Here is a 22,056-nt window from a genome sequence, read left to right as displayed (position 1 = left end):
GCCACCATCATGGCTGCGGGCAAGACCCACGATTTCCACATTCTCAATCCGTCATCGCGGCCGCTGATGATGTCGATGGCGGTGCTCGTGCTCGCCGCCGGCGCCATCGGCTGGATGCACAAGGCCGGTTGGGGCATGGCCACCTTCTTCGCTGGCCTCGCCGCTGTCTCGGCCATGTTCTTCCTGTGGTGGAAGGATGTGGTGCACGAAGCCAACACCGGGGATCACACCCCGGTGGTCCAACTGCACCACCGCTATGGCATGATCCTGTTCATCGCGTCCGAAGTGATGTTCTTCGTCGCCTGGTTCTGGGCCTATTTCAACGCCGCTCTCTACCCTTCCATGCACGAAGGCATCGAAGGCGCCTGGCCGCCCAAGGGCATCGAACTGCTCGATCCGTTCGTGTTCCCGCTGTTGAACACGCTGATCCTGCTGCTGTCGGGCACCACGGTCACCTGGGCCCACCACGCGCTCATCCACGATGATCGCAAGGGGCTGAAGCAGGGCCTGTGGGTCACCATCGCGCTTGGCCTGATCTTCACCTGCGTGCAGGCCTATGAATATCATCACGCCGAATATGGCCTGGCCGACAGCATCTATGGCGCTGCCTTCTACATGGCGACCGGCTTCCACGGCTTCCATGTCATCGTCGGCACCATCTTCCTGATCGTGTGCCTGGCCCGCACCTACAAGGGTGATTTCACCCCGCGCCATCACTTCGGCTTCGAAGCGGCGGCCTGGTATTGGCACTTCGTCGATGTGGTGTGGCTGTTCCTCTTCATCGCCATCTATGTGTGGGGCTCCAAGTTCGGCGCCGCCGTGGCCCAAAGCCCGCTTGGCTGATCAACCCACACCCGCGCAGGTTGCGCTTCGGGGCCGCTGTCCACGCTGTGGCGGCGGTCCCTTGTTTTCCGGCCAGGGCTTTGCCGGCCTGCTGCAGCTGGCCAAATCCTGCAGCGTCTGTGGCCTGGATTATGGCCGCTTCAATGTCGGGGATGGCGCCGCCGCCGGGGTGATCCTGCTGGTGGGCGCCATCATCATGCCGATCTCGCTCGTGGTCGATTTTCGCTTTGCACCGCCCTGGTGGGTGCACGGCCTGCTGTGGGTGCCGGCCGTGGTTGGCCTGTCGATCGCGCTGTTGCGCCTGTCCAAGGGGCTGCTGGTGGCGATGGAGTTTCGCCACGATGCCGGTGAAGGCCAACGCTCCGACCAATGATGCTCCGCAAGCTGCCGTTGTTCCCGACGCTGATCACCATCATCGGTGTGCTGGTGCTGTGCGCGCTCGGCCGTTGGCAACTCGAACGCCGCGAATGGAAACATCGGCTGATCGAACGGCTGGCCGCCGCGCCAAATCTGCCGCCCGTTTCCCCCGTCGAATTCCAGCGCGCCATGCAGCGCGAATTGTCGGTGCAATATCGCCGGGCCGAAATCAGCTGCCACGCCGGGCCAAAGAAACCCTATGACCTGCGCCCCGGCGCGTCGGCTGGCGGCACCTCCGGCTATTTTGTCGTCATGTCCTGCCGGCCCAACAACCGGCCGCCCGACATTGTCGCCGTGGCCGGCTGGACGCGCCGGATCGATGCCAAGGATGTCGTGATCAATCTGGATCACGAATTGTCCGGCATCATCATTGAACGCCCCTATGGCGATGATCCGGGCCGGCCGCGTTTCATGCTGATCCCGGATGCGCCGATTCCGCCGTTGGGCAAGCCCCGCCAGCCCAGCGCCGAAGACCTGCCCGACAATCACCTGGCCTATGCCGGCCAATGGTTTGGCCTCGCCATCGCCCTCAGCGCCATCTACGGCTTGTGGCTGCGCAAGCGCGGCTTGGTTGCGCCCACGCCCAAGCCCGAATAACAGGCAGGCGTCATGCGCTATATCTCCACCCGCGGGCAGGCCCCGATTCTCGATTTCCGTGGTGCAACCCTCGCCGGCCTTGCCAGCGATGGCGGCCTTTATGTGCCCGAAACCTGGCCGCGCTTCACCACGGCCGAAATCGCCGCCATGGCCGGCCTGCCTTACGTGGAGGTGGCGGTGCGCGTCTGCCGGCCGTTCACCGGGGACTGCCTTGATGAAGCCGCCCTGCGCGATATCTTCACCCGCGCCTATGGCCGCTTCGCCCACGCCGCCGTGGTGCCGCTGAAGCAGCTCGACCACCGCCATTTCCTCGCTGAAATCTTCCACGGGCCAACGCTGGCCTTCAAGGATATCGCCCTGCAGGCGCTTGGCCTCGTGTTCGAACGTTTCCTCGGCGAATCGGGCGCGCATGTCACCGTGATCGGCGCCACCTCGGGCGACACCGGTTCGGCCGCCATCGATGCGCTGGCCGGCCGCGCCGGGGTGGAGGTTTACATGCTCCACCCGCACGGCCGGGTGAGCGAGGTGCAGCGCCGCCAGATGACGACGGTGCTGGATGGCAACATCCACAACATCGCCATCGAAGGCAATTTCGACGACGCACAGGCGCTGGTGAAGGCGATGTTCAACGATGCCGCCTTTGCCGGCCGCTTCCCGCTCGCCGCCGTCAACAGCATCAACTGGGCGCGCCTGCTGTTCCAGGTCGTCTATTATTTCACCACCGCGCTGTCGCTGGGCGCGCCGCACCGGGCGATGTCCTATGCGGTGCCCACCGGCAATTTCGGCGACGTGTTCGCCGGCTATGTCGCGGCGCAGATGGGCCTGCCCGTCGAACGGCTGGTGGTCGCCACCAACGAGAATGACATTCTCCACCGCGCCCTGTCGGCCGGCGATTACAGCCAGGGTGTGGTGCGCCCCACCGATGCGCCGTCGATGGACATCCAGGTTTCCTCCAATTTCGAACGGCTGCTGTTCGATCTGGCCGGCCGCGATGCCGCCCAGCTGGCGGCGCGCATGGCCGAATTTGAAGCGACGAAACAGATGCGCTTGCCCGACGACCAACGCGAAGCCGCCGCCCGCCTGTTCACCTCGGCCCGCGTGGACGCTGCCGAGATGATCGACACGATGCGCTGGGCGCTGGCACACACGGGCGAGCTGCTCGATCCGCACACCGCCATCGGTCTGGCGGCTGCCCGCCGCGATCCGGGCCCGGATTCGGCTGGGGCGCCGATGGTGACGCTGGCCACCGCCCACCCGGCCAAATTCCCGGCCGCCGTCGCCGCTGCCACCGGTATCACCCCGGCCCTGCCGGCGCGGCTGGCCGATCTGATGAGCCGCCCGGAACGCTATGATGTCGCCCCGGCCCAGCTGCAGGCGATCGAGGCCTATATCGCCCAGCGGGCCCGACCGCGGTGATGGCCCCCAACGTCAGCATTCTCGACAATGGCCTGCGCGTGGCCAGCTGGGCCATGCCGGGCCTTGAAACCGCCGCGGTGGCGCTGATCACCGATGCCGGCTCGCGCCACGAACGGGCCGAGCATAATGGCCTCGCCCATCTGTTCGAACATATGGTCTTCAAGGGCACGCATCGCCGCTCCGCCCGCGCCATTGCGGAGGAGATGGAGGATGTCGGCGGCCAGTTGAACGCCTGGACGTCCCGCGATTCGACAATGTTTCACGCCCGCATCCTCGGCCGCGACCTGCCGTTGGCGGTGGACCTGATCGCCGATCTCGTCACCGGCGCCCGCTTCGATGCCGACGACATGGCGCGCGAGAAAGAGGTGGTGCTGCAGGAACTGGGCGAGGCGCGCGACACGCCGGATGACATCGTGTTCGATCATCTCCAGCTGGCCGCCTTTCCCGGGCAGGGCCTCGGCCGCTCCATCCTGGGCGATGAGGAAAGTCTCGCCCGCATTGGCCGCGATGACCTCGTGGATTGGCAGGCCAGCCATTATGCGCCTCAGCGGTTGACGCTGGTCGCCACCGGCAAGGTGGATCATGCCACCCTGTGCCAATTGGCGGCCACCGCCTTCCCGGCTGCGGCCACCGGCGCGGCGGTTGCGGCCACGGAATCGGCGGTTTTTGCCGCTTGCCTCCACCACGACAGCCGCCGCATCGAACAGGCGCAATTGACCGCCGGCTGGGCCGCCCCCAGCCATCATGACCCCGCCCAGGATGCCGCCCTGCTGTTCACGCTGGCGGCCGGCGGCGGCATGTCCTCCCGGCTGTTTCAACAGGTCAGGGAGGAACGCGGGCTGGCCTACACCGTCTCCGCGTCGCTGCAGCCCTATGCCGATGCCGGCCTGATGAGCGTGCATGCCGCCACCGATCCCAAACAGGCCGCCGCTGCCCGCGATCTCATCACCCAGGTGCTGCATCAGACGGCCCAAGGCCTTGAAAAGGCGGAACTTGATCGCGCCCGCGCCCAGGCTGTCGCCGGCCTGCTGATGGCCCTGGAAGGCGCGCAAGGGGCCAGCGACTATCTCGGCCGCAGCCTCATGGTTCACGGCCGCTTCCTGCCCCCCGCCGAACTCGTCGCCCGGATCGAGGCGGTGACCGTGGACCAGGCCCGCGCCGCAGGTGCCGCCATGCTCGCCGGTGCCCCCGCCCGCGCCGAAATCGGCCGCCACAAGCCCGCTTCATGACGCAGCTTTCCACCCTGATCACAGAGGCTTGGCCGGATTTCGGCCTGATCGATTCCGGTGGTGGCCGCAAGCTGGAACGCTATGGCCGCTTCCGCTTCATCCGCCCCGAACCCCAGGCCATGTGGGCGCCGGCCACCCCGGACTGGAAGGCGGATGGCGAGTTCATCGGCGGCAGCGAGGAAGACGGCGGCGGTCGCTGGCAGCTGAAGCCGCAGGTGCCCGACCGTTGGGAATTGTCGCGCGGCCCGGTGCGCTTCTGGGCCAGCAACACGCCGTTCCGCCATCTCGGCTTCTTTCCCGACATGGGCGGCCAGTGGGATTGGCTGGCCAGCCGAATCCGGCCTGGTGACAAGGTGCTGAACATGTTCGGTTATACCGGGGTCGGCAGCCTGATGGCGGCCCAGGCCGGTGCCCAGGTCACCCATGTCGATGCCAGCAAGAAAAGCGTCGCGGCGGCCCGTGAAAACGCCGGCCTGTCGGGCCTGGCCGACGCGCCGGTGCGCTGGATCATCGATGATGCGCTGAAATTCCTCCGCCGCGAGGTGCGGCGCGGCAGCAAATATCATGGCCTGATCTTCGATCCGCCCAAATATGGCCGCGGCCCGGATGGGGAGGTTTGGCAGCTGGAGCGTGATTTGCCAGAACTGGTTGATCTCGCAAGGCAATTGCTCGCCGATGATGCGCGCTTCCTGGTGCTCACCGTCTATGCCATCCGCATGTCGGCCCTCGCCCTCCACTCGCTGCTGGCCCAGGCCACCGCCAGCCGTGGCGGCCAGATTGAGGTGGGCGACATGGCCATCCGCGAGGAAGCCCGCGGCCTGCTGCTGCCCACCGCCATCTTCGCCCGCTGGAGCGCCTGACCCGTCAGCCCTGCAGCAGCGCCTGCCATGCCAAGGCGGTCATCGCGCCGGCCGTGAGCACCATGCGCAGCCGGCCATACCAGCAGGGCATGGCGCGGGCTGCCAGATCCCACAGCAGGTGCAGCAGCAGGGCCGTGGCCAGCGCACTGAACTGGATCACCCGCATGTTGGCCGGCACCAGCACCAGGATCAGCCAGCCGGCAATGCTGGGCAGCATGGCCAGGCCGATCAGCCGGGGCGAGGGGGCATCGGCCTGCACCGCCGCCCCCCAGCGGGCACCGCCCAGAAAGCTCAGGATGATGGCGCTCCACCACAGCAGCGCCTCATTGAACTGCCAACGGAAATCGGGCGCCAGCATCGTGCCGAGCGGTGCCGCGAAAAACGGGATCAGGCCGGCCAGGCCATAGAGCAGCACAACGCGGGGGATCGTCATGCCCACCCCCTGCCATGCCCCTTGCAGCAGGGCAAATGCGGCAATTTGGTCAGGGCCGGCAAGCGCGCACGCTGGCCGGATCCGGCCGCACCCCCGGCCGGAACACCGCGACATAGCCCCTTGCAAGGTCGGTCACCCCCATCAGCTCATAGCCGACCGCCTTCACCTCGCAGACCAGCAGCGCCTTGGGCATGCCATGGGCTTCGGACGGCTGGTCAAGATCGACAATGACGATCTTGCCGCCCGGTTTCAGGCTGGCGCGCAGCCGGTCGAGCAGCAGATAGGGCTGCTCGATCTCGTGATACATGTGCACCATCAGCGCGACATCCACGCTGGCTGCCGGCAACCGCGTGCTGGTCTGCCGACCCTGCACATACCGCACATTGGTGTAACCTGCCGTCTGCACCCGCTGCCGCACTTGGTCCAGCGCGGTGGCCGACAGGTCCTGGGCATAAACCCGGCCTTGCGGGCCGACGATGGGCGCCGCCTTCAACACATAATAGCCGCCGCCCGTGCCAATATCGGCCACAGCCATGCCGGGCCGAATACCGGCAATCCGCAGCACATCGCTGGCCTCGCCCTGGCGGTCGCGTGCGGCCTCGTTGCCAAAGGCCTGTGAAATGATCGGTGCCACCGGCCGGGCCGGACGCGGCAAGGGCGCGGCGGCGCCCAGCAGGGCCGGCAGTATCAGGGCAGGCAGGATCTGACGCACGATCCGTTTTCTGGCAGGCCAGCATGGCCAAAAAATGTCAATCGCCTGTGCTGCTTGCCGATTTGGGCGCGCTGCCCAGCGTGGGCAGGGCGCGCCAGCGATTCATCTGCCGCTGGAACTCGTTCAGGGCCCGGCCCGACAGCTCCGCACCGCCAATGAAGCGCAGCGACACCGGATTCACCGCCTTGCCGCGCAGCCACACCTCGTAATGCAGGTGCGGCCCGGTCGACAGGCCAGAGGATCCGACATTGCCGATCACCTGGCCTTGCCGCACGCTCTGCCCCGGCTTCACCGCGATGCGCGACATATGGGCATAAGCGGTGGCCAGTTCCTTGTTGTGGCGGATCATCACATAGCGGCCATGGCCGCCATGCCAGCCGGCAAAGCTGACGGTGCCGCCGCCAGCCGCCATGATCGGTTCCCCGCTGGCGGCGCCAAAATCGACACCCTTGTGCATGCGGGAAAAGCCGAGCACCGGATGGAAGCGCATGCCAAAACCGCTGGACATGCGGGCGCCGTCCACCGGCGTCTTCATCAGCCCCTTCTTCACGCCTTCGCCGCTGCCCAGATAATATTCGCCCTTGAACAGGCCGATTTCCACCGGGGTCTTGCCCTTGCGCATGATGGCGCCAAACAGCAGCTTGCCATGGCGCACCTCGCCGGTCTCGGCGCGGTCCTGCTCGATGATGATGTCGTACCGGTCGCTCTTGCCCAGGCCGCGCTGGAAATCGACAACATGGCGCATCTGGCGCACAAACTCGCCGGCCTGTGCGGCCGGGATACCGGCGCTGCGCAAGGCGCGATTGAGGCTGCTGCCCACGGGCCCCGACAGCCGCAGCGGCGTTGAATCCACCTTGATCGGAATGCGCTTGATGGTCAGCGCGCCCTCCACCCGGCTGATCTCCACCCGCAGATCAAAGGCGGCGCGCAGGTTCAGGCTTTCGAGCGGCCGCGGCACGGTCTTGGTTTCGCGCCGGCCCAGCACCAGTTCGGCCCGCACGCCGCCGCCCGGCCGGGCACTGCCCAGCAAATCTGTGACCTCCGCGACGTCGCCACTGCTCACGCCGGCATTGCGCAGTGCCGCGGCCAGTCCGCGCGATCCGATGGTAACGCTGCGCTCCACGCGCGGCCGTTCCGGTGGTTCGGCCAGCGGCCGCAGCAGCCGTGCATTCACCCGTGGGCCGGCGCCGGTGCGGCCGCCAAGCGCCAATGGCGCAATCATGTGCGGCCGGGCATCTTCCAACTGCACAGGCGTGAAACCAGGCGGCAGCAGGGGCAGGATCGGCTGCACCTGCAAGGCCGCCCAGCCGGCCCCCAGCACCAGCCCGGCACAGGCGCCGGCCTTCATCCACCAGCGCCGGGTGAAGATCGCTGTGCCCAGATCCAGATCAACGTCGCCAACCGTGGTCGCCCGGTGGAGCGCCGCAAGATCATCTGCCAGACGCTGCCGTTCATCGGCCAGTGCGCGTGCCACGCCATCGGCCACCCGGCGCAACGGACGGCCAGGCGCCGGCAGCGCAACGCTGCCGCCAAAGGCCGGCTGATATTCGGGTTGGTACAAGTGCGACCCCCTGCCAACACCCCGTGGTCGACCGATCACCACGGTCCACGCGTGGTTTGCCGCCACCGAGTCGCCGTGTCAATTCCGCAACAAGCTGTGGACAAGTCTACATGCCCGCTCCGGGCAGAGGCGACGATCCTTGCGTTGCGAATCGGCCTATGTCAGCTTCATGCGCATGATCGTGTGCGTCGGGCATTCGTGACACAGCGGCGGTTCACGCCGTTCTTGGGCAAACCGGGTCCGGTTGCCGTTAGTGACCCTGTCATTGCCATCGGTTGCCCCATGCGCTCCCATTGCCACAGCCCCTTGCTGCCCGGCCGGCGACGGGCCACCTTGCCGGCGTGATCCAGCGTCCGGCCTCGCCCTCTTCCGCCGCCAAGGTGACGGCCGTGCTGGGCCCGACCAACACCGGCAAGACCCATCTCGCGGTCGAGCGGCTGTGCGGCCACGCCAGCGGCATCATGGGTTTCCCGCTGCGCCTGCTGGCCCGCGAGGTCTATGACCGGGTGGTGGCGGCCAAGGGTGCCCACCAGGTCGCGCTGATCACCGGCGAGGAAAAGATCGTGCCGCCCCAGGCGCGCTGGTTCCTGTGCACGGTGGAGTCCATGCCGCTGGACCGCGAGGTGGCGTTCGTTGGCATCGATGAAGGCCAGCTGGGCGCTGATCCCGAACGCGGTCATGTCTTCACCGATCGGCTGCTCAGGGCGCGCGGTTGTGCCGAAACCATGATCCTGGGCTCGGAAACGTTGAAGCCCCTGATCCGCAAGCTGCTGCCCGAGGCGGAGATCATCACCCGGCCGCGCTTTTCCACCCTGGCCTATGCCGGCCCGAAGAAGCTGTCCCGCCTGCCGCGCCGCACGGCCATCGTCGCGTTCACCGCGGCCGAGGTCTATGCCATTGCCGAGATGCTCCGCCGGCAAAAGGGCGGGGCGGCGGTGGTGATGGGCTCGCTTTCGCCCCGCACCCGCAACGCCCAGGTCGCGATGTATCAATCGGGCGAAGTGGATTATCTGGTCGCCACCGATGCCATTGGCATGGGTCTGAACATGGACATCGCCCATGTCGCCTTTGCCGGTCTGGGCAAGTTTGACGGCAAGCGCCAGCGGCGGTTGACGCTTGCAGAAATGGCCCAGATCGCCGGCCGCGCTGGCCGCCACCAGCGCGACGGGACCTTCGGCACCGTGCAGCTTGGCGCGCAGGAACAATGCAGCTTTTCCCCCGAAGAAATCGAAGGGCTGGAGGCACATCGCTTTGAACCGCTGACCCAGTTGGTCTGGCGCAACCATGCGCTCGATTTTTCCAGCCTGCCGCGCCTTGTGGCCACCATGGATGCCCGCCCGCCCCGCCCGGAACTGGTGCGCGCCGATGATGCCCTCGATCTGGCGGTGCTGAAGCGGCTGGCCGGCGAGCCTTGGGTGATGGAACGGGCTGGCAGCCGGCTGCTGGGCGAACGGGGTCTGTTCCGCCTGTGGCAGGCCTGCAGCCTGCCCGATTACCGCAAGACTGGTGTCGAAGCGCATACGCGGCTGGTCGCCCGGGTGTTCCGCCACCTCACCGAAGGCAATGGCCGGCTGCCAGCGGCCTGGATCGCCGCCGAGATTGCGCATCTTGACCGGGTGACCGGCGATTTCGAGGCAATCGCCGACCGCATCGCCGCAGTGCGCACCTGGACCTACATCGCCCACCGGCCCGATTGGGTGGACAGCACCGCGACCTGGGCCGAACGCACCCGGGCGCTGGAAGACCGCTTGTCTGATGCGCTGCATGCGGCGCTGACCCAGCGCTTTGTCGATCGCCGCACCGCAGTGTTGCTCAAGGATCTGAAGGCGCGCGGCACGGATGCGCTGGTGGCCATCGAAACCGATGGCGCGGTTGCTGTGGATGGCGAAGTGATCGGCCGCCTCGACGGGTTCCGCTTCACCGCCGATGCTGCGGCGCGGGCGGGCGAACAGCGCTTGCTGCTGGCAGCGGCGGAACGCCATCTTGTGCGCGAGCTGGCCCACCGCGCCCGCCAGCTGGCCGACAGCCCGGCTGGGGATTTCGCTCTGGTTGCCGGCAGCAAGGGTGGCCAGCATCTGCACTGGCGAAGCGCCCGGGTTGCTACCCTGCGCAAGGGCCGCGATGCCCTGACACCACGGGTGGAGCTTGACCGCGCGTTGACCAGCCTTGGCCCCGATGATCGGCGCCGCGTCCAGCAGCGGCTGGAGGCCTTTGTGGCCGAGGCGACCGGCCGGGTGCTGGCGCCCTTGTGCACGCTCGCGCAGCTGCACGGCGAATTGTCGCCGCCAGCCCGCGGGCTCGGTGTGCAGCTGGTGGCGGCGCTGGGCGTGCTGGATTGCGCCCCCCTTGCCGAACAGCTGGCCGGCCTGACCCGGGCGGACCGGCAGGCGCTGGCGCGGCTCGGCGTGCGGCTGGGACCCCAACATGTGTTCGTGCCCGCCCTGCTGCGGCCAGAACCGACGCGCTGGCGCCTGGCCTTGTGGGCGGTGGCGCAGGACCTGGCGGAACTGCCGGCGGCGCCGGCGCCCGGCAGGGTCAGCATCGCCAGCGATGGCTTCTCGCCAGAATTTCTCGCCGTAGCCGGTTTCTGGCGGGTGGGGCCGCAGGCCGTGCGCATCGACATGGTCGATCGGCTGGCCCGGCATATCCACGATCGCCGCAACGGCCGCACCCCGTTCATGCCGGATCCGGCCTGGGCCACCAGCCTGGGCCTGTCGCACGATGGCCTGGCGCGATTGCTGCGCGCCCTGGGTTATCGGCCGCGCTTGGTCGATGGCGCCACCCAGTTTGCCTGGGCTGGCCGTGACCAAGGTGCGCGGCCGGCCGCGACACGCCAATCCACTGAAGCCGCCAGTCCCGATGCCGGGCGGAATGGCGCGTCACCCTTCGCGATCCTGGCAGCGATGAAAGGCAGGTAGAATTTGGTTTACGGTGCAGGCCTGAGGCTCGACAAGTTTCTGTGGTTCGCGCGGCTCGCGCCATCACGATCCCAAGCTCAGGACCTGTGCGAAAGCCGACGATTGCGCATCGATGGCCGCGTGGTCGATCGTGCCTCGGCGCTGGTGCGGGCCGGGAGCGTGCTCAGTTGGCCGCGCGGTGACGAGATCATCGTGGTCAGGGTGGAAGGCCTGCCCGAACGGCGCGGCCCCTATGTTGAAGCACGGGGTTTCTACACCGATCTCACGCCCGGACGGCAGGCTGTGACGATGGCTGCGCAACATGACCCCTTGCCAGAAGGCTTGGCCCTCGCCTAAGGCGCGCAGGCAAAACAGGGGTTGTCCACCAGTCTGAAGGGGCGCCTCGCGCCTTCGTGAGGGGAGTTTTATGGCCTACGTTGTCACCGAAGCCTGCATCAAGTGCAAATATATGGACTGCGTTGAAGTCTGCCCGGTCGATTGCTTCTATGAAGGCGAGACCATGGTGGTGATCAACCCGAACGAGTGCATCGATTGCGGCGTGTGCGAGCCGGAATGCCCGGCCGAAGCCATTTTGCCCGACACCGAGGGTGGCCTGGAAAAGTGGATGGAGCTGAACGCCACCTATTCGGCGCAGTGGCCCAACATCACCATCAAGGGTGAGACCCCGGATGATGCCGATTCGCACAAGGGCGAAGACGGCAAGTTCGACAAATATTTCTCGGCCAATCCGGGCAAGGGCTCCTAAGCGCCCGGCCCGAAATGACGATCTTGTGGCCGAACTGGCCGCAAGGGTGGTGATTTCGGCCACCGCGGTGCCGCAAAAATGGCACCCGGTGGCCGAGTCATGTGGAAATTGTGACAAATCCGTGCTATTCGGGAAATGTGAATGGCGGTCACCCGTCGTTCGTTTCGCGGGTTCCGTTGCCGCATCGCCCACCTGCCGGGCGGGCAGCGGGCCAGTTCAGGTGGTGGAGCAGGCAGGTCTGTTGGTCATATCAGGTGCATCGCCGGCAGGGCCCCTAGCCTTGGCGCGGTGCCCGCTTCGGACCATCGGGCCGGGTACAAGCGAGGAACAGCAAGACATGGCAATGGCCAAGACGCTCGGTTTCGAAGTGGGCGATTATGTGGTCTATCCCAAGCATGGCGTTGGCCGTGTGGTGGAGATCCAGAGCCAGGAAATCGCCGGCATCGCGCTCGATCTGTTCGTGCTGCGGTTCGAGAAAGAGCGGATGACCCTGCGTGTGCCGATGAACAAGGTGGAAAGCGTGGGCATGCGCAAGCTGTCCAGCCAGGCCACCATGAACGAGGCGCTGACCACCCTGAAGGGCAAGCCGCGGATCAAGCGCACCATGTGGTCGCGCCGTGCCCAGGAATATGAAGCCAAGATCAATTCCGGTGATCTGGTGAGCATCGCCGAAGTGGTGCGCGACCTGCACCGCGCCGAGGACCAGCCGGAGCAAAGCTATTCCGAGCGGCAAATCTATGAAGCCGCCATCGGCCGCCTGGCCCGTGAACTGGCCGCAATGGAGAATATCGACGAGCCGGCCGCCCAGCAGAAGATCGAACAGGTTCTTAAGGCGGCCTGACCGGCTGCTGCCTGATCCAACGCCGGCATTGACGCGCAGTCTGCACTGGTTCCAGGCCTTCAAGGCCTTGGTCTATGTGGCGCTGCTCGCCAATGTCGGCGTGTTCATGTGGGCCGCTGATGATTGGCTGGCGCCCAAGGCCATCGATCAGATCGGCTGGGTGATCATCCTCGGCGTGTTCGAATGGGAAACCGGGCGGCTGGCCGAGGGTGTCGCCCTCACCCGCATCAGCCCGGGCGCGCTGGCGGCCGAATTGGCCGGCTATGCCTGCGCGCTGTTCGCGCTGGCGCATTATGTCAGCATCCGCGATCCGGTGGAGATTGCCAACGCCACCGCCTGGCTGGCGATTTCGGTGCTGATCTGGGTTGATCTCTTCCGCCCCGATGGGGCCCGCAGCTTCGGCCGCTCCGCCCTGCGCTGGACCCTGTATCTCGTCACCTTCCTGTGCGCGCTGCTGTGGTGGCGGGATGGGGCCTGGCTGGATTTCTTTGATGCCGCCATCTGGATTGTCTGCTTTTTCGTCATTGAAATCAATATTTTCGGCCTGAATCTGCCCGGTTTGCGCCGTTGACTTGCCGGGTGCCGCCAATCGGTGTATTAAACAAGCAATACACAACGGAGGCCCCCATGACCCGCACCGCCCTGCTTGTCGCTGCCATGCTGATCGCCACGCCGGCCCTGGCGGCGGAGCGCAGCTTTCCCAACACCGGCTTCACCCATGTCATCATCGAGGGCAGTGACGACGCCTTGATCCGCAAGGGCGGCTTTTCGGTGGTGGCCTCCGGCGAGACGGCGGATCTTGACCAGCTGCAGGTCCGGCAGGAGGGCACCACCCTGCGGATCGGCCGCAAGCAGCAGGGCTGGCGGCTGCGCAGCAAGGATGTGCAGTTGATGATCAGCCTGCCGGCGCTGGCGGCGGTCACCGTGTCGGGCTCGGGCGATGTGGCGGTGGCGGATCAGGCCGGCGCTGGCGGCGATGTCGCGCTGCGCGTCAGCGGTTCCGGCAATCTGGCGGTGCCGGCCGTGCAGGCGCGGGCGCTGTCGGCCAGCATTTCCGGTTCCGGCAACATGGCCGTGGGCGGCATCACCGCCGAAACGGTGACGACGGCGCTGTCCGGCTCCGGTGACATGGCGGTCGCTGGGCGCTGCACCAATCTGGATGCCCGCCTGTCGGGCAGCGGCGATCTTGATGCGGCCAAGCTGGGCTGCACGGGGGCCACGGTTGCCACGTCCGGGTCCGGGGATGTCAGCATCCGGGCCACCGGCACGGTGTCGGCACGCAGCTCAGGGTCTGGAGACATCATGGTCACTGGTGGCGCGCGCTGCACCAGCCGGTCGTCGGGAAGCGGGACAATCCGCTGCAACTGATCGGGTTCAGCCCGGCCAGCGGCTGGTGATGGCAGCGAGGTCAGGGCGCGGCCGTTCCTCCAGTGGCTTGGCCTGGCGGCCGATGAAGAAAAATCCGGCGATGCGTTCGGGCGCGGCACCGCCAAACAGCGCCAGCACCTGCGGATCAAACGCCGCCCAGCCGGTCAGCCAGTTGGCGACAAAGTCATGGGCATGGGCGGCAAGGCACAGATTCTGGCACAGGGCGCCGGCCGAAAGCTCCTGTTCCCATTGCGGGATATGGCTGGGCTTCGGGCTGGCGATCACCACCACCAGGCACGGGGCCTGGGTGGCAAACTGGACAACCGCCTCCAGCTCCAGCCGGCCGGCCTCCGGCTTGCCGGCACGATAGATGGCCAGCAGCCGCTCGGCAAAGGCGGCGCGGTTTTCCACCACGACGAACCGCCAGGGGAACAGCTTGCCATGATCCGGCACGCGCGCGGCGGCGGCCAGGATGGCGGCCAGCTGTTCGGCGTCCGGCCCCGGCGCGATCATGTCGCGCGCCTTGCCGGACCGGCGGGTGGCCAACAGGGTGGCGGGGGTCGATCGATCGTTGAACGCGTCCATGGCCATGGCGCATAGCCGGCTGGGCCGGCCAGTCAATCGCGGCGCACCGTCTCCCCGCCCTTCATGACAAGGCGCACCTGGGTGACGGCGTTGAGATCGGCCAGTGGATCCCCCGTCACCGCCACCAGATCAGCCAGCAGCCCCGGCGCGATGCGGCCGCGATCAGCGAGGCCGAACAGCCGGGCATTGCCGGCGGTCGCCGCGGCCAACACGCCGGCGTTGCCCATGCCCGCCTTCGCCATGGCCAGCATCTCGCGCGCATTCTCGCCATGGGCAAACACGCCAACATCGCCACCCATGCAGATCGGCACGCCGGCCTTCAGCGCCAGCTGGAAGGCGGCGCGATCGTCCTGAATATCGGCGGGTGCAGGCTCCTGCCCGTTCCAGCCGCGATAGCGGGCAATGGCCTCGCCGGCGGCCAGGGTGGGGCAGAGGCCGGTGCGGTTCTTCGCCATCAGGGCAAAGGTGGCGGCATCGCCTTCGCCGCCATGTTCGATCACGTCCACCCCGGCGGCGCTGGCGCGGCGCATGGCCTCTGCGGTGTTGGCGTGCACCGCCACCGGCCGGCCGGCATCGTGGGCGGCGGCAACGGCAGCCGCGATCTCGGCCTGGCTGAAGGTGGGCCGGCTGCCTTCACCGGGGCGCCAGCGATAATCGCCGTAGAGCTTCACCAAATCGGCCCCGGCGCCGATCTGCCGGCGCACGGCGCTGACCAGATTGGGGCCATCCGCTTCCTCTGCACCCTGCGGCACAGCCCAAGCGTCATTCTTGGGGGCATAGCTGCCCGGTGCGACGATGGCGCGGGTGGCGATGATCATGCGCGGGCCCGGCACATGACCTTCGTTGATGGCGCGCTTGAGGCCGACATCGGCGGTGCCGGCGCCCTCGGTGCCGAGATCGCGCACCGTGGTGAAGCCGGCCATGAGGGTTGCGCGCGCATGGGTCACGGCGCGGGCGACTCGATAGGCCTCGCTTTCCTTCAGCACCTGATCGTCCCACGGGGTCTTGTCATAGGGGTGGAGCAGCAGATGGCTGTGCCCTTCGATGAAGCCGGGCAGCAGCGTCTGGCCGGGCAGGGCGATGCGCTGCGCATCGGCGGGCGCGGCGAGATTGGGCCCTGCTGCCACGATCCGCTGGCCATCGACCAGCACTTGCCAGCCGCTGTGCATCGCCTCCCCATCCCACACCCGATCAGGCTGCAGCAGCACGGGGGCAGCGGCGGCTGGTGACGCGATGACGGCGAAAAGGGCGGTGACGAGTGTGCGCATGGCCCAAGCAGACGCCGGCCCCGCCGGCCCGTCAAGCCTGCAGCGCTTGGCGAGCGGGCGCAGCCCCGCTATCACCATGGCATGAAGCCGCCTGGGCAGGGAGCGGCGCGAGGGAGACAGGGTTTGAGCGAAAGCAAGACAGGCGGCGTGGTTGATACCCGTCCGCAATGGTTCGGGCATCCGGCGCAGCTGGCGCGGCTGTTCACCACCGAAGCCATGGAACGCTTTGGCTATTATGGCATGCGGGCGCTGTTGACGCTCTATCTCGCCAACCATTTCCTGTTTTCCGACAGCACGACCACCAGCCTCTATGGCGGCTTCACCGCGCTGGTCTATCTCACCCCGCTGGTCGGCGGCCTCTTGGCCGACAATTATCTGGGGTCGAAAAAGGCGGTGAAATTCGGCGCCATCCTGATGGCACTGGGCTATTTCACCCTGTGCTTTGGCGGGGAGGCGGCCAAGCCCTGGGCCAAGATCGATGGCCAGCGATACGACGTGACGTTGGTGACCAGCGGCAACGACAAGGTGCAGCACATCAGCGTCGCCGGCCAGGATCTGACTATCAAGGGCAATGAGGATGGCAGCGTGAGCCTGCTGGCCGCCGATGGCAGCGAAGCGCGCCGGGTGGCCAAGGGCGGGTTCGAAGCCGGCGGTGACCGTGATCCGCTGTTCGTCACCATCATGCTGCTCGGCCTGTCGGCCGTCACCATCGGCAACGGCTTTTTCAAGCCCAACATCTCCACCATGGTCGGCAGTCTCTATGCCAAGGGCGACAGCCGGCGGGATGCGGGTTTCACCATCTTCTACATGGGCATCAACCTGGGCTCGACGGGCAGCCAATTGCTGTGCCCGGTGCTGGCCGACAAGGTGGGCTGGTGGGCCGGCTTCCTGCTGGCGGCCTGCGGGATGGCCTTGAGCTGGTATCTGATCCAGTTCTCCGGGCCCAAGCTGGAAGGTTATGGCGACCCGCCGGCCAATGCGCCCAAGCGCGACATCCCGATCTATCTGGGTGCGATCGCCTTTGTGCCGCTGGTGTGGTTCCTGTTCACCAACCTGATGGCCGCGCCGCCGCCGGTCGAAGGCGCTGGCTTCGTCGGCTATCTGATGGGCCTGCCCATTTTGGGCAAGGTGCTGTTCGGCACCTTCCTGGCCTGCGTGGTGTTCATCCCGATCTGGTCTGTCATTTATGGCAACCGGCAGGAGTGGCAGATGATGCTGGCCGCCATCGTGCTGATCGTGTTCAACGTGGTGTTCTGGACGCTGTTTGAACAGGCCGGTTCCAGCCTGACGCTGTTTGCGGCGCGCAACACCGATCTGTCGGTGTTTGGGCTGTTTGAAATCTCGCCGGGACAGACACAGTTTTTCAACGCCATCTTCATCGTGATGCTGGCCCCGCTGTTTTCGATGCTGTGGCAGGCGCTGGGCCGGCGTGGGCTGGAGCCGGGGATTCCGGTGAAGTTCGGTCTGGCGCTGGCCGGCGTGGGCGGCGGCTTCCTGTTCCTGGTGTGGGGCAGCCAGTTTGCCGGCGATGATTTCAAGGTGGGCCTGTGGTGGCTCGCTGGCCTCTATCTGATCCATTCGATGGCGGAGCTGATGATCTCGCCCGTCGGCCTGTCGATGGTGACCAAGCTGTCCATCGCCCGTGTCGTCGGTCTGATGATGGGCCTGTGGTTCGTCTCCATCGCCTGTGCGCAATATGTCGGCGGGCTGGTGGCGCAGGTGGCCAGCGTGGAAACCGTGGGCGGTCAGGTGACCAACCTGAAGGTGAGCCTCGACACCTATACCCAGGTGTTCCAGACCATCGGCCTCGCCTCCGCAGCGATTGGCGGCGTGCTGCTGCTGCTGTCGCCGCTGCTCAAGAAGCTGATGCACGGCGTCAAATGATGGCCGCAGCGTAATTTGCCACGCCTCCCCTGTTGGCCCACCATGATGGCCAACAGGGGACGATGGTGATGCGTGCATATGTTGTGATGGCCGTGGCGCTGGCCACGGCGGCCGCCGCGAAGGACAAGCCGGCCCCGCCGCCGCCACCGGCCCCGCCGCCCGAAATCATCGCCGCGCCGAAAGACCCCTGGCCCAGCCAGTACAAGCCATATCCGGCCCGGACCACGGTGATCCGTGGCGCCACCATCTATGATGGTGCCGGCAACCGCATTGATGGTGGCATGATCCGGCTGGACGGTGGCAAGGTGGCCGAAATCGGTGCCGCGGTTGCCATTCCCGACGGCGCCACCGTGATCGATGCCACTGGCAAATATGTGACGGCCGGCATCATCGACATCCACAGCCACCTGGGCGTCTATCCCAGCCCCGGCGTGGAGGCGCACAGCGACGGCAATGAAGGCACCAGCCCGGCCCGGCCTGAGGTGTGGGCCGAACACAGCGTGTGGCCGCAGGATCCGGGGTTCAGCCGGGCGCTGGCCGGCGGCATCACCGCGCTGCACGTGCTGCCCGGATCGGCCAATCTGTTTGGCGGGCGCGGCACCACGTTGAAGCCCGTCTATGGCCGCAGCGTGCAGGAGATGAAGTTTCCCGGCGCGCCCTACAGCCTGAAGATGGCCTGTGGGGAGAATCCCAAGCGGGTCTATGGCAACCGCAACCAGATGCCCTCCACCCGGATGGGCAATATCGCCTATGCCCGCCAGCTGTGGTCAGACGCGACCGCCTACAAGCGACGCTGGGATGATTATACCCGCAGAGCCCAGGCCGGCACCGCCAAGCCCACCGATGCGCCGCGGCGCGAGCTGGCGCTGGACACGATGATGGGCGTGCTGAACGGCGAGATATTGGTGCAGAACCACTGCTATCGCGCCGACGAGATGGCCAATGTGATCAGCATGGCGCGCGAGTTCAATTACAAGGTGACGACGTTCCACCACGCGGTCGAAAGCTACAAGATTGCCGACATGCTGAAGGCGGAAGGCATCTGCTCGGCGATGTGGGCCGATTGGTATGGCTTCAAGATGGAAAGCTTTGACGGCATCAAGGAGAATATCGCCCTGGTGCACAACGCCGGGGCCTGCGCCATCGTGCACAGCGACGATGAGAACGGCATCCAGCGGCTGAATCAGGAGGCCAGCAAGGCGCTGGCGGCCGGCCGCCGGCTGGGGATCAATGTGCCGCCCGAAACCGCCTGGACCTGGCTGAGCCTCAACCCCGCAAAGGGCCTGGGCATATCCGACAAGACCGGCAGCCTGGAGGTGGGCAAGGCTGCGGACGTGGTGCTGTGGTCGGCCGAGCCGTTCAGCGTCTATGCCCGGCCGATGAATGTGTGGATCGATGGCGCCCTGATGTATGACTGGGGTGATCCCAAGCGGCGGCCGACATCGGATTTCGAACTGGGCCAACCCGGTGTGGGAGAGGTGAAATGAAGCGGCTGCTCCTGACGGCGGCGCTGGCCGCCACGCCGGCGCTGGCCGCCCCCACCGCCATCACCGGCGCCACGTTGATGACCGGCCAGGGCGATGCGGTGATCGCCAACGCCACCCTGATCTTTGACAATGGCCGCATCACGGCGGTTGGCGCCGGCCTGCCCGTGCCGGCCGGCGCAACGGTGGTGGAGGCCAGGGGACGTATCGTCACCCCCGGCATCATCGCCGCGGCCAGCGATGTGGGCCTGTCGGAAGTGAATGGCGTGCGCGAATCGAATGACTCGGCGGCGCGCCAATCGGCCTTTTCGGCCGCGCTGGACATGTCCACCGCCATCAACCCGCGATCGATGCACATTCCGGTCAACCGGCTGGGCGGCATCACCCGCGCGGTGGTGGTGCCCGATTCGGCCAGCACCATCTTTGGCGGGCAGGGTGCGGTGATCAGCCTGTCTGCCACTGGCCCCACCCTCACGCGCGCGCGCGCGGTGCAATATATGGAGATGGGCGAAAACGGCGCGCGGCTGGCCGGCGGGTCCCGCCCCGCCGCCTGGGCGCAGCTGGCCAACATGCTGGCCGAAGCCCAGCGTTATGCCGCCAATCCGGCCCTGTTTGATCGTGGGCAGGATTCGGGATCGCTGGCCAAGCGGCTGGATGCCGAGGCGCTGGGTCCGGTGCTGGATGGCCGGCAGGCGCTGCTGATCCATGTCGAACGCGCCAGCGACATTTCGGAGGTGCTGAAGCTGAAGGGTCGATATCCGGCGATGCGCCCGGTTCTGGTGGGCGCGCGCGAGGCGTGGCTGGTGGCGGGCGAGATCGCCAAGGCCGGCGTGCCGGTGATCACCCACAGCCTCTATGATCTGCCCGACGATTTCGAATCGCTGGCCGCCAGCCGCAACAACATCGGCCATCTGCAGGCGGCCGGGGTGACGGTAGCGCTGGGCGCGCTGGGCGGTATCGGCGGCACCGCGCCGTTCAACCTGCCTGCCTATGCCGGCAACGCCGTGGCGCAGGGGCTTGTGCCCGGCGGCAAGGGCCTGACCAAGGGCCAGGCGCTGGCCGCCATCACCGCCAATCCGGCCCGAATCATGGAGCTGGCCGATCTGGGCACGCTGGCGGTGGGCAAGCGCGCTGATGTGGTGATCTGGGATGGCGATCCGCTGGAGCTGCAGAGCGCGCCGGTCGCCGTCTATATCGATGGTGTCACCCAGCCGATGACCAGCCGCCAGACCGAGCTGGCCAATCGTTACAAGGCCCTTGGCCGCACCGATTTGCCGTTGCAATATCCCCGCTGAGCGGTGCGCCCGGTGGCGGGCGACCGGAGGGGAAAGGGTCATCGTGTCGGATCTGCTGCTGTTGGGGTTGCTGGTCGGCCTGTTCGTTGTCAGCCATGAATTGCTGTCCCACCCGCTGCGCGCGCCGTTGGTGGCGCGCATTGGCGAGAAGGGCTTTGCCATCCTCTATTCGCTGGTCGCGCTCGTCAGTTTCGGCAGCGCGGTGCAGCTGTGGCGGGAAATGCCAAAGGAGCGGCTGTGGGACACGCCGGCCGGCGCCTATCTGCCGGTGCTGATCGCCATGGCTGTCGCCTGCATGTTGTTCGTCGGATCGGTCAGCGCGCCCAACCCGGCGATGATGCCGGGGGTGAAGGGCGATCCCAAGGGCATGCAGCGCATCACCCGCCATCCGATGATGTGGAGCTTTGCCATCTGGGCCGGGGTGCACATCCTGATGACGGCCGATCCGCGCACCATCGTGCTGGCTGGCGGCGTCGGCACGCTGGCGCTGGTTGGCTCTGCCATGCAGGATGGCAAGAAGCGCAGCCAGAACCCATCCTATGCCGCCCACATGGCCCGCACCAGCCATGTGCCGTTCCTGGCCATCCTGACCGGCCGGCAACCGCTGTCGGCGCTGTGGCCCGGCCTGGTGCCGGTTTTGGGCGGCCTTGTGCTGTGGGGTCTCATTCTCTGGGCGCATCCGATGCTGATCGGCGTGCCCGCTGCTGGCTGGAGTTATCTGCAATGACCGATCTGACAGGCACCACCATCTGGATCACCGGCGCCTCGTCGGGCATCGGCAAGGGGCTGGCGCTGGCGTTGGCGCAGCGGGGCGCCCGGCTGGTGCTGTCGGGCCGCAACCAGGCCGCGCTGGATGCGGTGGCGGCCGAATGCCCCGGCAGCATCGTCGAGGCGTTTGAGGTGACCGATCTTGATGCCCTGCCGGCCATCGTCTCGCGCGTGGAAGCGGCAACCGGCGGCATCGACTGGTTGGTCAACAACGCCGGCATCTCCCAGCGCAGCCTGGGGCTGGACACGGATTTCCAAGTCTATCGCACGCTGATGGAGGTGGATTTCTTCGCGCCGCTGCGGCTGACCCAGCTGGTGCTGCCGGCAATGGTGCAGCGCGGCCAGGGGCGCATCATCAACAATGCCTCGGTGGCCGGCAAGGTCGGTTCGCCGTTGCGCACCGGTTATTGCGCGGCCAAGCATGCGCTGGTCGGCTGGTCTGATGCGCTGCGGGCCGAGATCGCCCAATATGGCGTGCAGGTCCACGTGCTCACCCCCGGCTTTGTCGCGACCGGCATCGGCGCCAATGCGCTGACCGCCGATGGCAGCCAGAAGGGCGCCGGCGATGATCCCGTGGATGGCGGCATTTCCATCCACGAGGCGGCCGAGCAGATCATCGCCGGGGTGGTGGGCAATGTGCCGGAAATCCCGGTCGGCCGGGACGGGGCGGCCGAGATGCAATTGCTTGGCCTGAAGCGCCAGGATCCGGACGCCTGTTTCCAGCTGATGGCCAGCATGGCCCCCAAGGTGGCACGCTGACCGGCCTGCCGGGGACGGTTGCGTCGTTTTTCCCTTGGCGGCTGGCCACTTTGCCGCTAGGGCGCGATTGGAT

Annotated in this window: 22 protein-coding genes; 17 read left to right on the top strand and 5 right to left on the bottom strand. The window is 66.9% G+C overall.

Annotated features, from left to right (window positions below):
- Nucleotides 1-9 precede the first annotated feature (9 nt).
- The 6 genes from CHU93_RS12655 to CHU93_RS12630 all read left to right on the top strand — a co-directional run bounded on the left by CHU93_RS12655 (nt 10) and on the right by CHU93_RS12630 (nt 5,362).
- Nucleotides 10-843, top strand: a complete 834-nt coding sequence (locus CHU93_RS12655) for a cytochrome c oxidase subunit 3 (protein ID WP_086115155.1) — start codon at nt 10-12, stop codon at nt 841-843.
- 61 nt (nt 844-904) lie between these two features.
- Nucleotides 905-1,216, top strand: a complete 312-nt coding sequence (locus CHU93_RS12650; RefSeq protein ID WP_243375653.1) for a DUF983 domain-containing protein — start codon at nt 905-907, stop codon at nt 1,214-1,216.
- Entirely contained in the window at nt 1,213-1,857 is a 645-nt protein-coding gene (locus CHU93_RS12645) for an SURF1 family protein (RefSeq protein ID WP_094474543.1), read from the top strand. Before CHU93_RS12650 ends, CHU93_RS12645 begins: the two co-directional genes overlap by 4 nt.
- 12 nt (nt 1,858-1,869) lie before the next feature.
- Nucleotides 1,870-3,273, top strand: a complete 1,404-nt coding sequence (gene thrC / locus CHU93_RS12640; RefSeq protein ID WP_094474541.1) for a threonine synthase — start codon at nt 1,870-1,872, stop codon at nt 3,271-3,273.
- Nucleotides 3,273-4,502, top strand: a complete 1,230-nt coding sequence (locus CHU93_RS12635) for a M16 family metallopeptidase (RefSeq protein WP_243375668.1) — start codon at nt 3,273-3,275, stop codon at nt 4,500-4,502. The genes thrC and CHU93_RS12635 overlap by 1 nt, the downstream gene beginning before the upstream one ends.
- Nucleotides 4,499-5,362 carry a class I SAM-dependent methyltransferase gene (locus CHU93_RS12630; RefSeq protein ID WP_094474537.1) on the top strand — a complete coding sequence of 288 codons (864 nt, stop codon included), beginning with the start codon at nt 4,499-4,501 and terminating at the stop codon, nt 5,360-5,362. Before CHU93_RS12635 ends, CHU93_RS12630 begins: the two co-directional genes overlap by 4 nt.
- 4 nt (nt 5,363-5,366) lie before the next feature.
- Here the strand turns inward: CHU93_RS12630 and CHU93_RS12625 are convergent, their stop codons facing one another.
- The 3 genes from CHU93_RS12625 to CHU93_RS12615 are packed head-to-tail and all read right to left on the bottom strand — an operon-like array spanning nt 5,367 to nt 8,068.
- Nucleotides 5,367-5,795 carry a DUF3429 domain-containing protein gene (locus CHU93_RS12625; protein ID WP_094474535.1) on the bottom strand — a complete coding sequence of 143 codons (429 nt, stop codon included), beginning with the start codon at nt 5,793-5,795 and terminating at the stop codon, nt 5,367-5,369.
- Nucleotides 5,796-5,844: 49 nt separating this feature from the next.
- Nucleotides 5,845-6,507 carry a class I SAM-dependent methyltransferase gene (locus tag CHU93_RS12620; RefSeq protein ID WP_243375651.1) on the bottom strand — a complete coding sequence of 221 codons (663 nt, stop codon included), beginning with the start codon at nt 6,505-6,507 and terminating at the stop codon, nt 5,845-5,847.
- Between the two features lie 37 nt (nt 6,508-6,544).
- A complete protein-coding gene (locus CHU93_RS12615; RefSeq protein ID WP_094474533.1) occupies nt 6,545-8,068 on the bottom strand; it encodes a M23 family metallopeptidase in 1,524 nt (507 codons plus the stop codon).
- Nucleotides 8,069-8,409: 341 nt separating this feature from the next.
- Between CHU93_RS12615 and CHU93_RS12610 the strand changes: the two genes are divergently transcribed.
- The 6 genes from CHU93_RS12610 to CHU93_RS12585 all read left to right on the top strand — a co-directional run bounded on the left by CHU93_RS12610 (nt 8,410) and on the right by CHU93_RS12585 (nt 13,940).
- Nucleotides 8,410-10,986, top strand: a complete 2,577-nt coding sequence (locus tag CHU93_RS12610) for a helicase-related protein (RefSeq protein ID WP_243375649.1) — start codon at nt 8,410-8,412, stop codon at nt 10,984-10,986.
- Nucleotides 10,987-10,989: 3 nt separating this feature from the next.
- On the top strand, nt 10,990-11,322 hold the full coding sequence (locus CHU93_RS12605) for an RNA-binding S4 domain-containing protein (RefSeq protein ID WP_341476585.1): 333 nt from the start codon (nt 10,990-10,992) through the stop codon (nt 11,320-11,322).
- Between the two features lie 70 nt (nt 11,323-11,392).
- Nucleotides 11,393-11,731: a ferredoxin FdxA gene (gene fdxA / locus CHU93_RS12600; protein ID WP_086115145.1), complete on the top strand. Its 339-nt coding sequence runs from the start codon at nt 11,393-11,395 to the stop codon at nt 11,729-11,731.
- A gap of 337 nt (nt 11,732-12,068) precedes the next feature.
- Nucleotides 12,069-12,572, top strand: coding sequence for a CarD family transcriptional regulator (locus tag CHU93_RS12595; RefSeq protein ID WP_207759275.1), 504 nt, complete (start codon nt 12,069-12,071; stop codon nt 12,570-12,572).
- Between the two features lie 28 nt (nt 12,573-12,600).
- Entirely contained in the window at nt 12,601-13,143 is a 543-nt protein-coding gene (locus tag CHU93_RS12590; RefSeq protein WP_094474527.1) for a hypothetical protein, read from the top strand.
- Between the two features lie 56 nt (nt 13,144-13,199).
- The gene (locus tag CHU93_RS12585; protein WP_094474525.1) at nt 13,200-13,940 is read left to right on the top strand and encodes a GIN domain-containing protein; all 741 of its coding nucleotides are present in this window, start codon (nt 13,200-13,202) and stop codon (nt 13,938-13,940) included.
- Nucleotides 13,941-13,946: 6 nt separating this feature from the next.
- On the opposite strand, the gene CHU93_RS12580 is transcribed toward CHU93_RS12585, so the two are convergent.
- Together CHU93_RS12580 and CHU93_RS12575 are read right to left on the bottom strand one after the other, a co-directional pair.
- Nucleotides 13,947-14,525 (bottom strand): nitroreductase family protein, encoded by a 579-nt coding sequence (locus CHU93_RS12580; RefSeq protein WP_094474596.1) that lies wholly within the window; start codon nt 14,523-14,525, stop codon nt 13,947-13,949.
- Nucleotides 14,526-14,557: 32 nt separating this feature from the next.
- Entirely contained in the window at nt 14,558-15,793 is a 1,236-nt protein-coding gene (locus tag CHU93_RS12575; protein ID WP_094474523.1) for a metal-dependent hydrolase family protein, read from the bottom strand.
- Between the two features lie 81 nt (nt 15,794-15,874).
- On the opposite strand from CHU93_RS12575, the gene CHU93_RS12570 reads away from it, so the two are divergent.
- The 5 genes from CHU93_RS12570 (at nt 15,875) to CHU93_RS12550 (ending at nt 21,983) form a co-directional block, all read left to right on the top strand.
- Complete coding sequence (locus CHU93_RS12570) at nt 15,875-17,677, top strand: peptide MFS transporter (protein ID WP_094474521.1); 1,803 nt, start codon at nt 15,875-15,877, stop codon at nt 17,675-17,677.
- Between the two features lie 68 nt (nt 17,678-17,745).
- The gene (locus CHU93_RS12565; RefSeq protein WP_423825909.1) at nt 17,746-19,164 is read left to right on the top strand and encodes an amidohydrolase; all 1,419 of its coding nucleotides are present in this window, start codon (nt 17,746-17,748) and stop codon (nt 19,162-19,164) included.
- Nucleotides 19,161-20,456, top strand: a complete 1,296-nt coding sequence (locus CHU93_RS12560; RefSeq protein ID WP_094474518.1) for an amidohydrolase family protein — start codon at nt 19,161-19,163, stop codon at nt 20,454-20,456. The genes CHU93_RS12565 and CHU93_RS12560 overlap by 4 nt, the downstream gene beginning before the upstream one ends.
- Nucleotides 20,457-20,499: 43 nt before the next feature.
- Nucleotides 20,500-21,183, top strand: coding sequence for an NnrU family protein (locus tag CHU93_RS12555; protein ID WP_165768728.1), 684 nt, complete (start codon nt 20,500-20,502; stop codon nt 21,181-21,183).
- The gene (locus CHU93_RS12550; RefSeq protein WP_094474514.1) at nt 21,180-21,983 is read left to right on the top strand and encodes an SDR family NAD(P)-dependent oxidoreductase; all 804 of its coding nucleotides are present in this window, start codon (nt 21,180-21,182) and stop codon (nt 21,981-21,983) included. Before CHU93_RS12555 ends, CHU93_RS12550 begins: the two co-directional genes overlap by 4 nt.
- Nucleotides 21,984-22,056 lie beyond the last annotated feature (73 nt).

Source organism: Sandarakinorhabdus cyanobacteriorum (assembly GCF_002251755.1).
GTDB lineage: Bacteria > Pseudomonadota > Alphaproteobacteria > Sphingomonadales > Sphingomonadaceae > Sandarakinorhabdus > Sandarakinorhabdus cyanobacteriorum.
Note: the sequence above shows the minus strand (reverse complement) of the source record. Positions and strands in the feature narration are given on the sequence as shown.

Coding starts and splice junctions, on each gene's coding strand:
- CHU93_RS12655 (WP_086115155.1), top strand. CDS start 10: ATGGCTGCGGGCAAGACCCACGATTTCCACATTCTCAATCCGTCATCG.
- CHU93_RS12645 (WP_094474543.1), top strand. CDS start 1,213: ATGATGCTCCGCAAGCTGCCGTTGTTCCCGACGCTGATCACCATCATC.
- thrC (WP_094474541.1), top strand. CDS start 1,870: ATGCGCTATATCTCCACCCGCGGGCAGGCCCCGATTCTCGATTTCCGT.
- CHU93_RS12635 (WP_243375668.1), top strand. CDS start 3,273: ATGGCCCCCAACGTCAGCATTCTCGACAATGGCCTGCGCGTGGCCAGC.
- CHU93_RS12630 (WP_094474537.1), top strand. CDS start 4,499: ATGACGCAGCTTTCCACCCTGATCACAGAGGCTTGGCCGGATTTCGGC.
- CHU93_RS12625 (WP_094474535.1), bottom strand. CDS start 5,795: ATGACGATCCCCCGCGTTGTGCTGCTCTATGGCCTGGCCGGCCTGATC.
- fdxA (WP_086115145.1), top strand. CDS start 11,393: ATGGCCTACGTTGTCACCGAAGCCTGCATCAAGTGCAAATATATGGAC.
- CHU93_RS12595 (WP_207759275.1), top strand. CDS start 12,069: ATGGCAATGGCCAAGACGCTCGGTTTCGAAGTGGGCGATTATGTGGTC.
- CHU93_RS12585 (WP_094474525.1), top strand. CDS start 13,200: ATGACCCGCACCGCCCTGCTTGTCGCTGCCATGCTGATCGCCACGCCG.
- CHU93_RS12580 (WP_094474596.1), bottom strand. CDS start 14,525: ATGGACGCGTTCAACGATCGATCGACCCCCGCCACCCTGTTGGCCACC.
- CHU93_RS12575 (WP_094474523.1), bottom strand. CDS start 15,793: ATGCGCACACTCGTCACCGCCCTTTTCGCCGTCATCGCGTCACCAGCC.
- CHU93_RS12570 (WP_094474521.1), top strand. CDS start 15,875: ATGAAGCCGCCTGGGCAGGGAGCGGCGCGAGGGAGACAGGGTTTGAGC.
- CHU93_RS12565 (WP_423825909.1), top strand. CDS start 17,746: ATGCGTGCATATGTTGTGATGGCCGTGGCGCTGGCCACGGCGGCCGCC.
- CHU93_RS12560 (WP_094474518.1), top strand. CDS start 19,161: ATGAAGCGGCTGCTCCTGACGGCGGCGCTGGCCGCCACGCCGGCGCTG.
- CHU93_RS12550 (WP_094474514.1), top strand. CDS start 21,180: ATGACCGATCTGACAGGCACCACCATCTGGATCACCGGCGCCTCGTCG.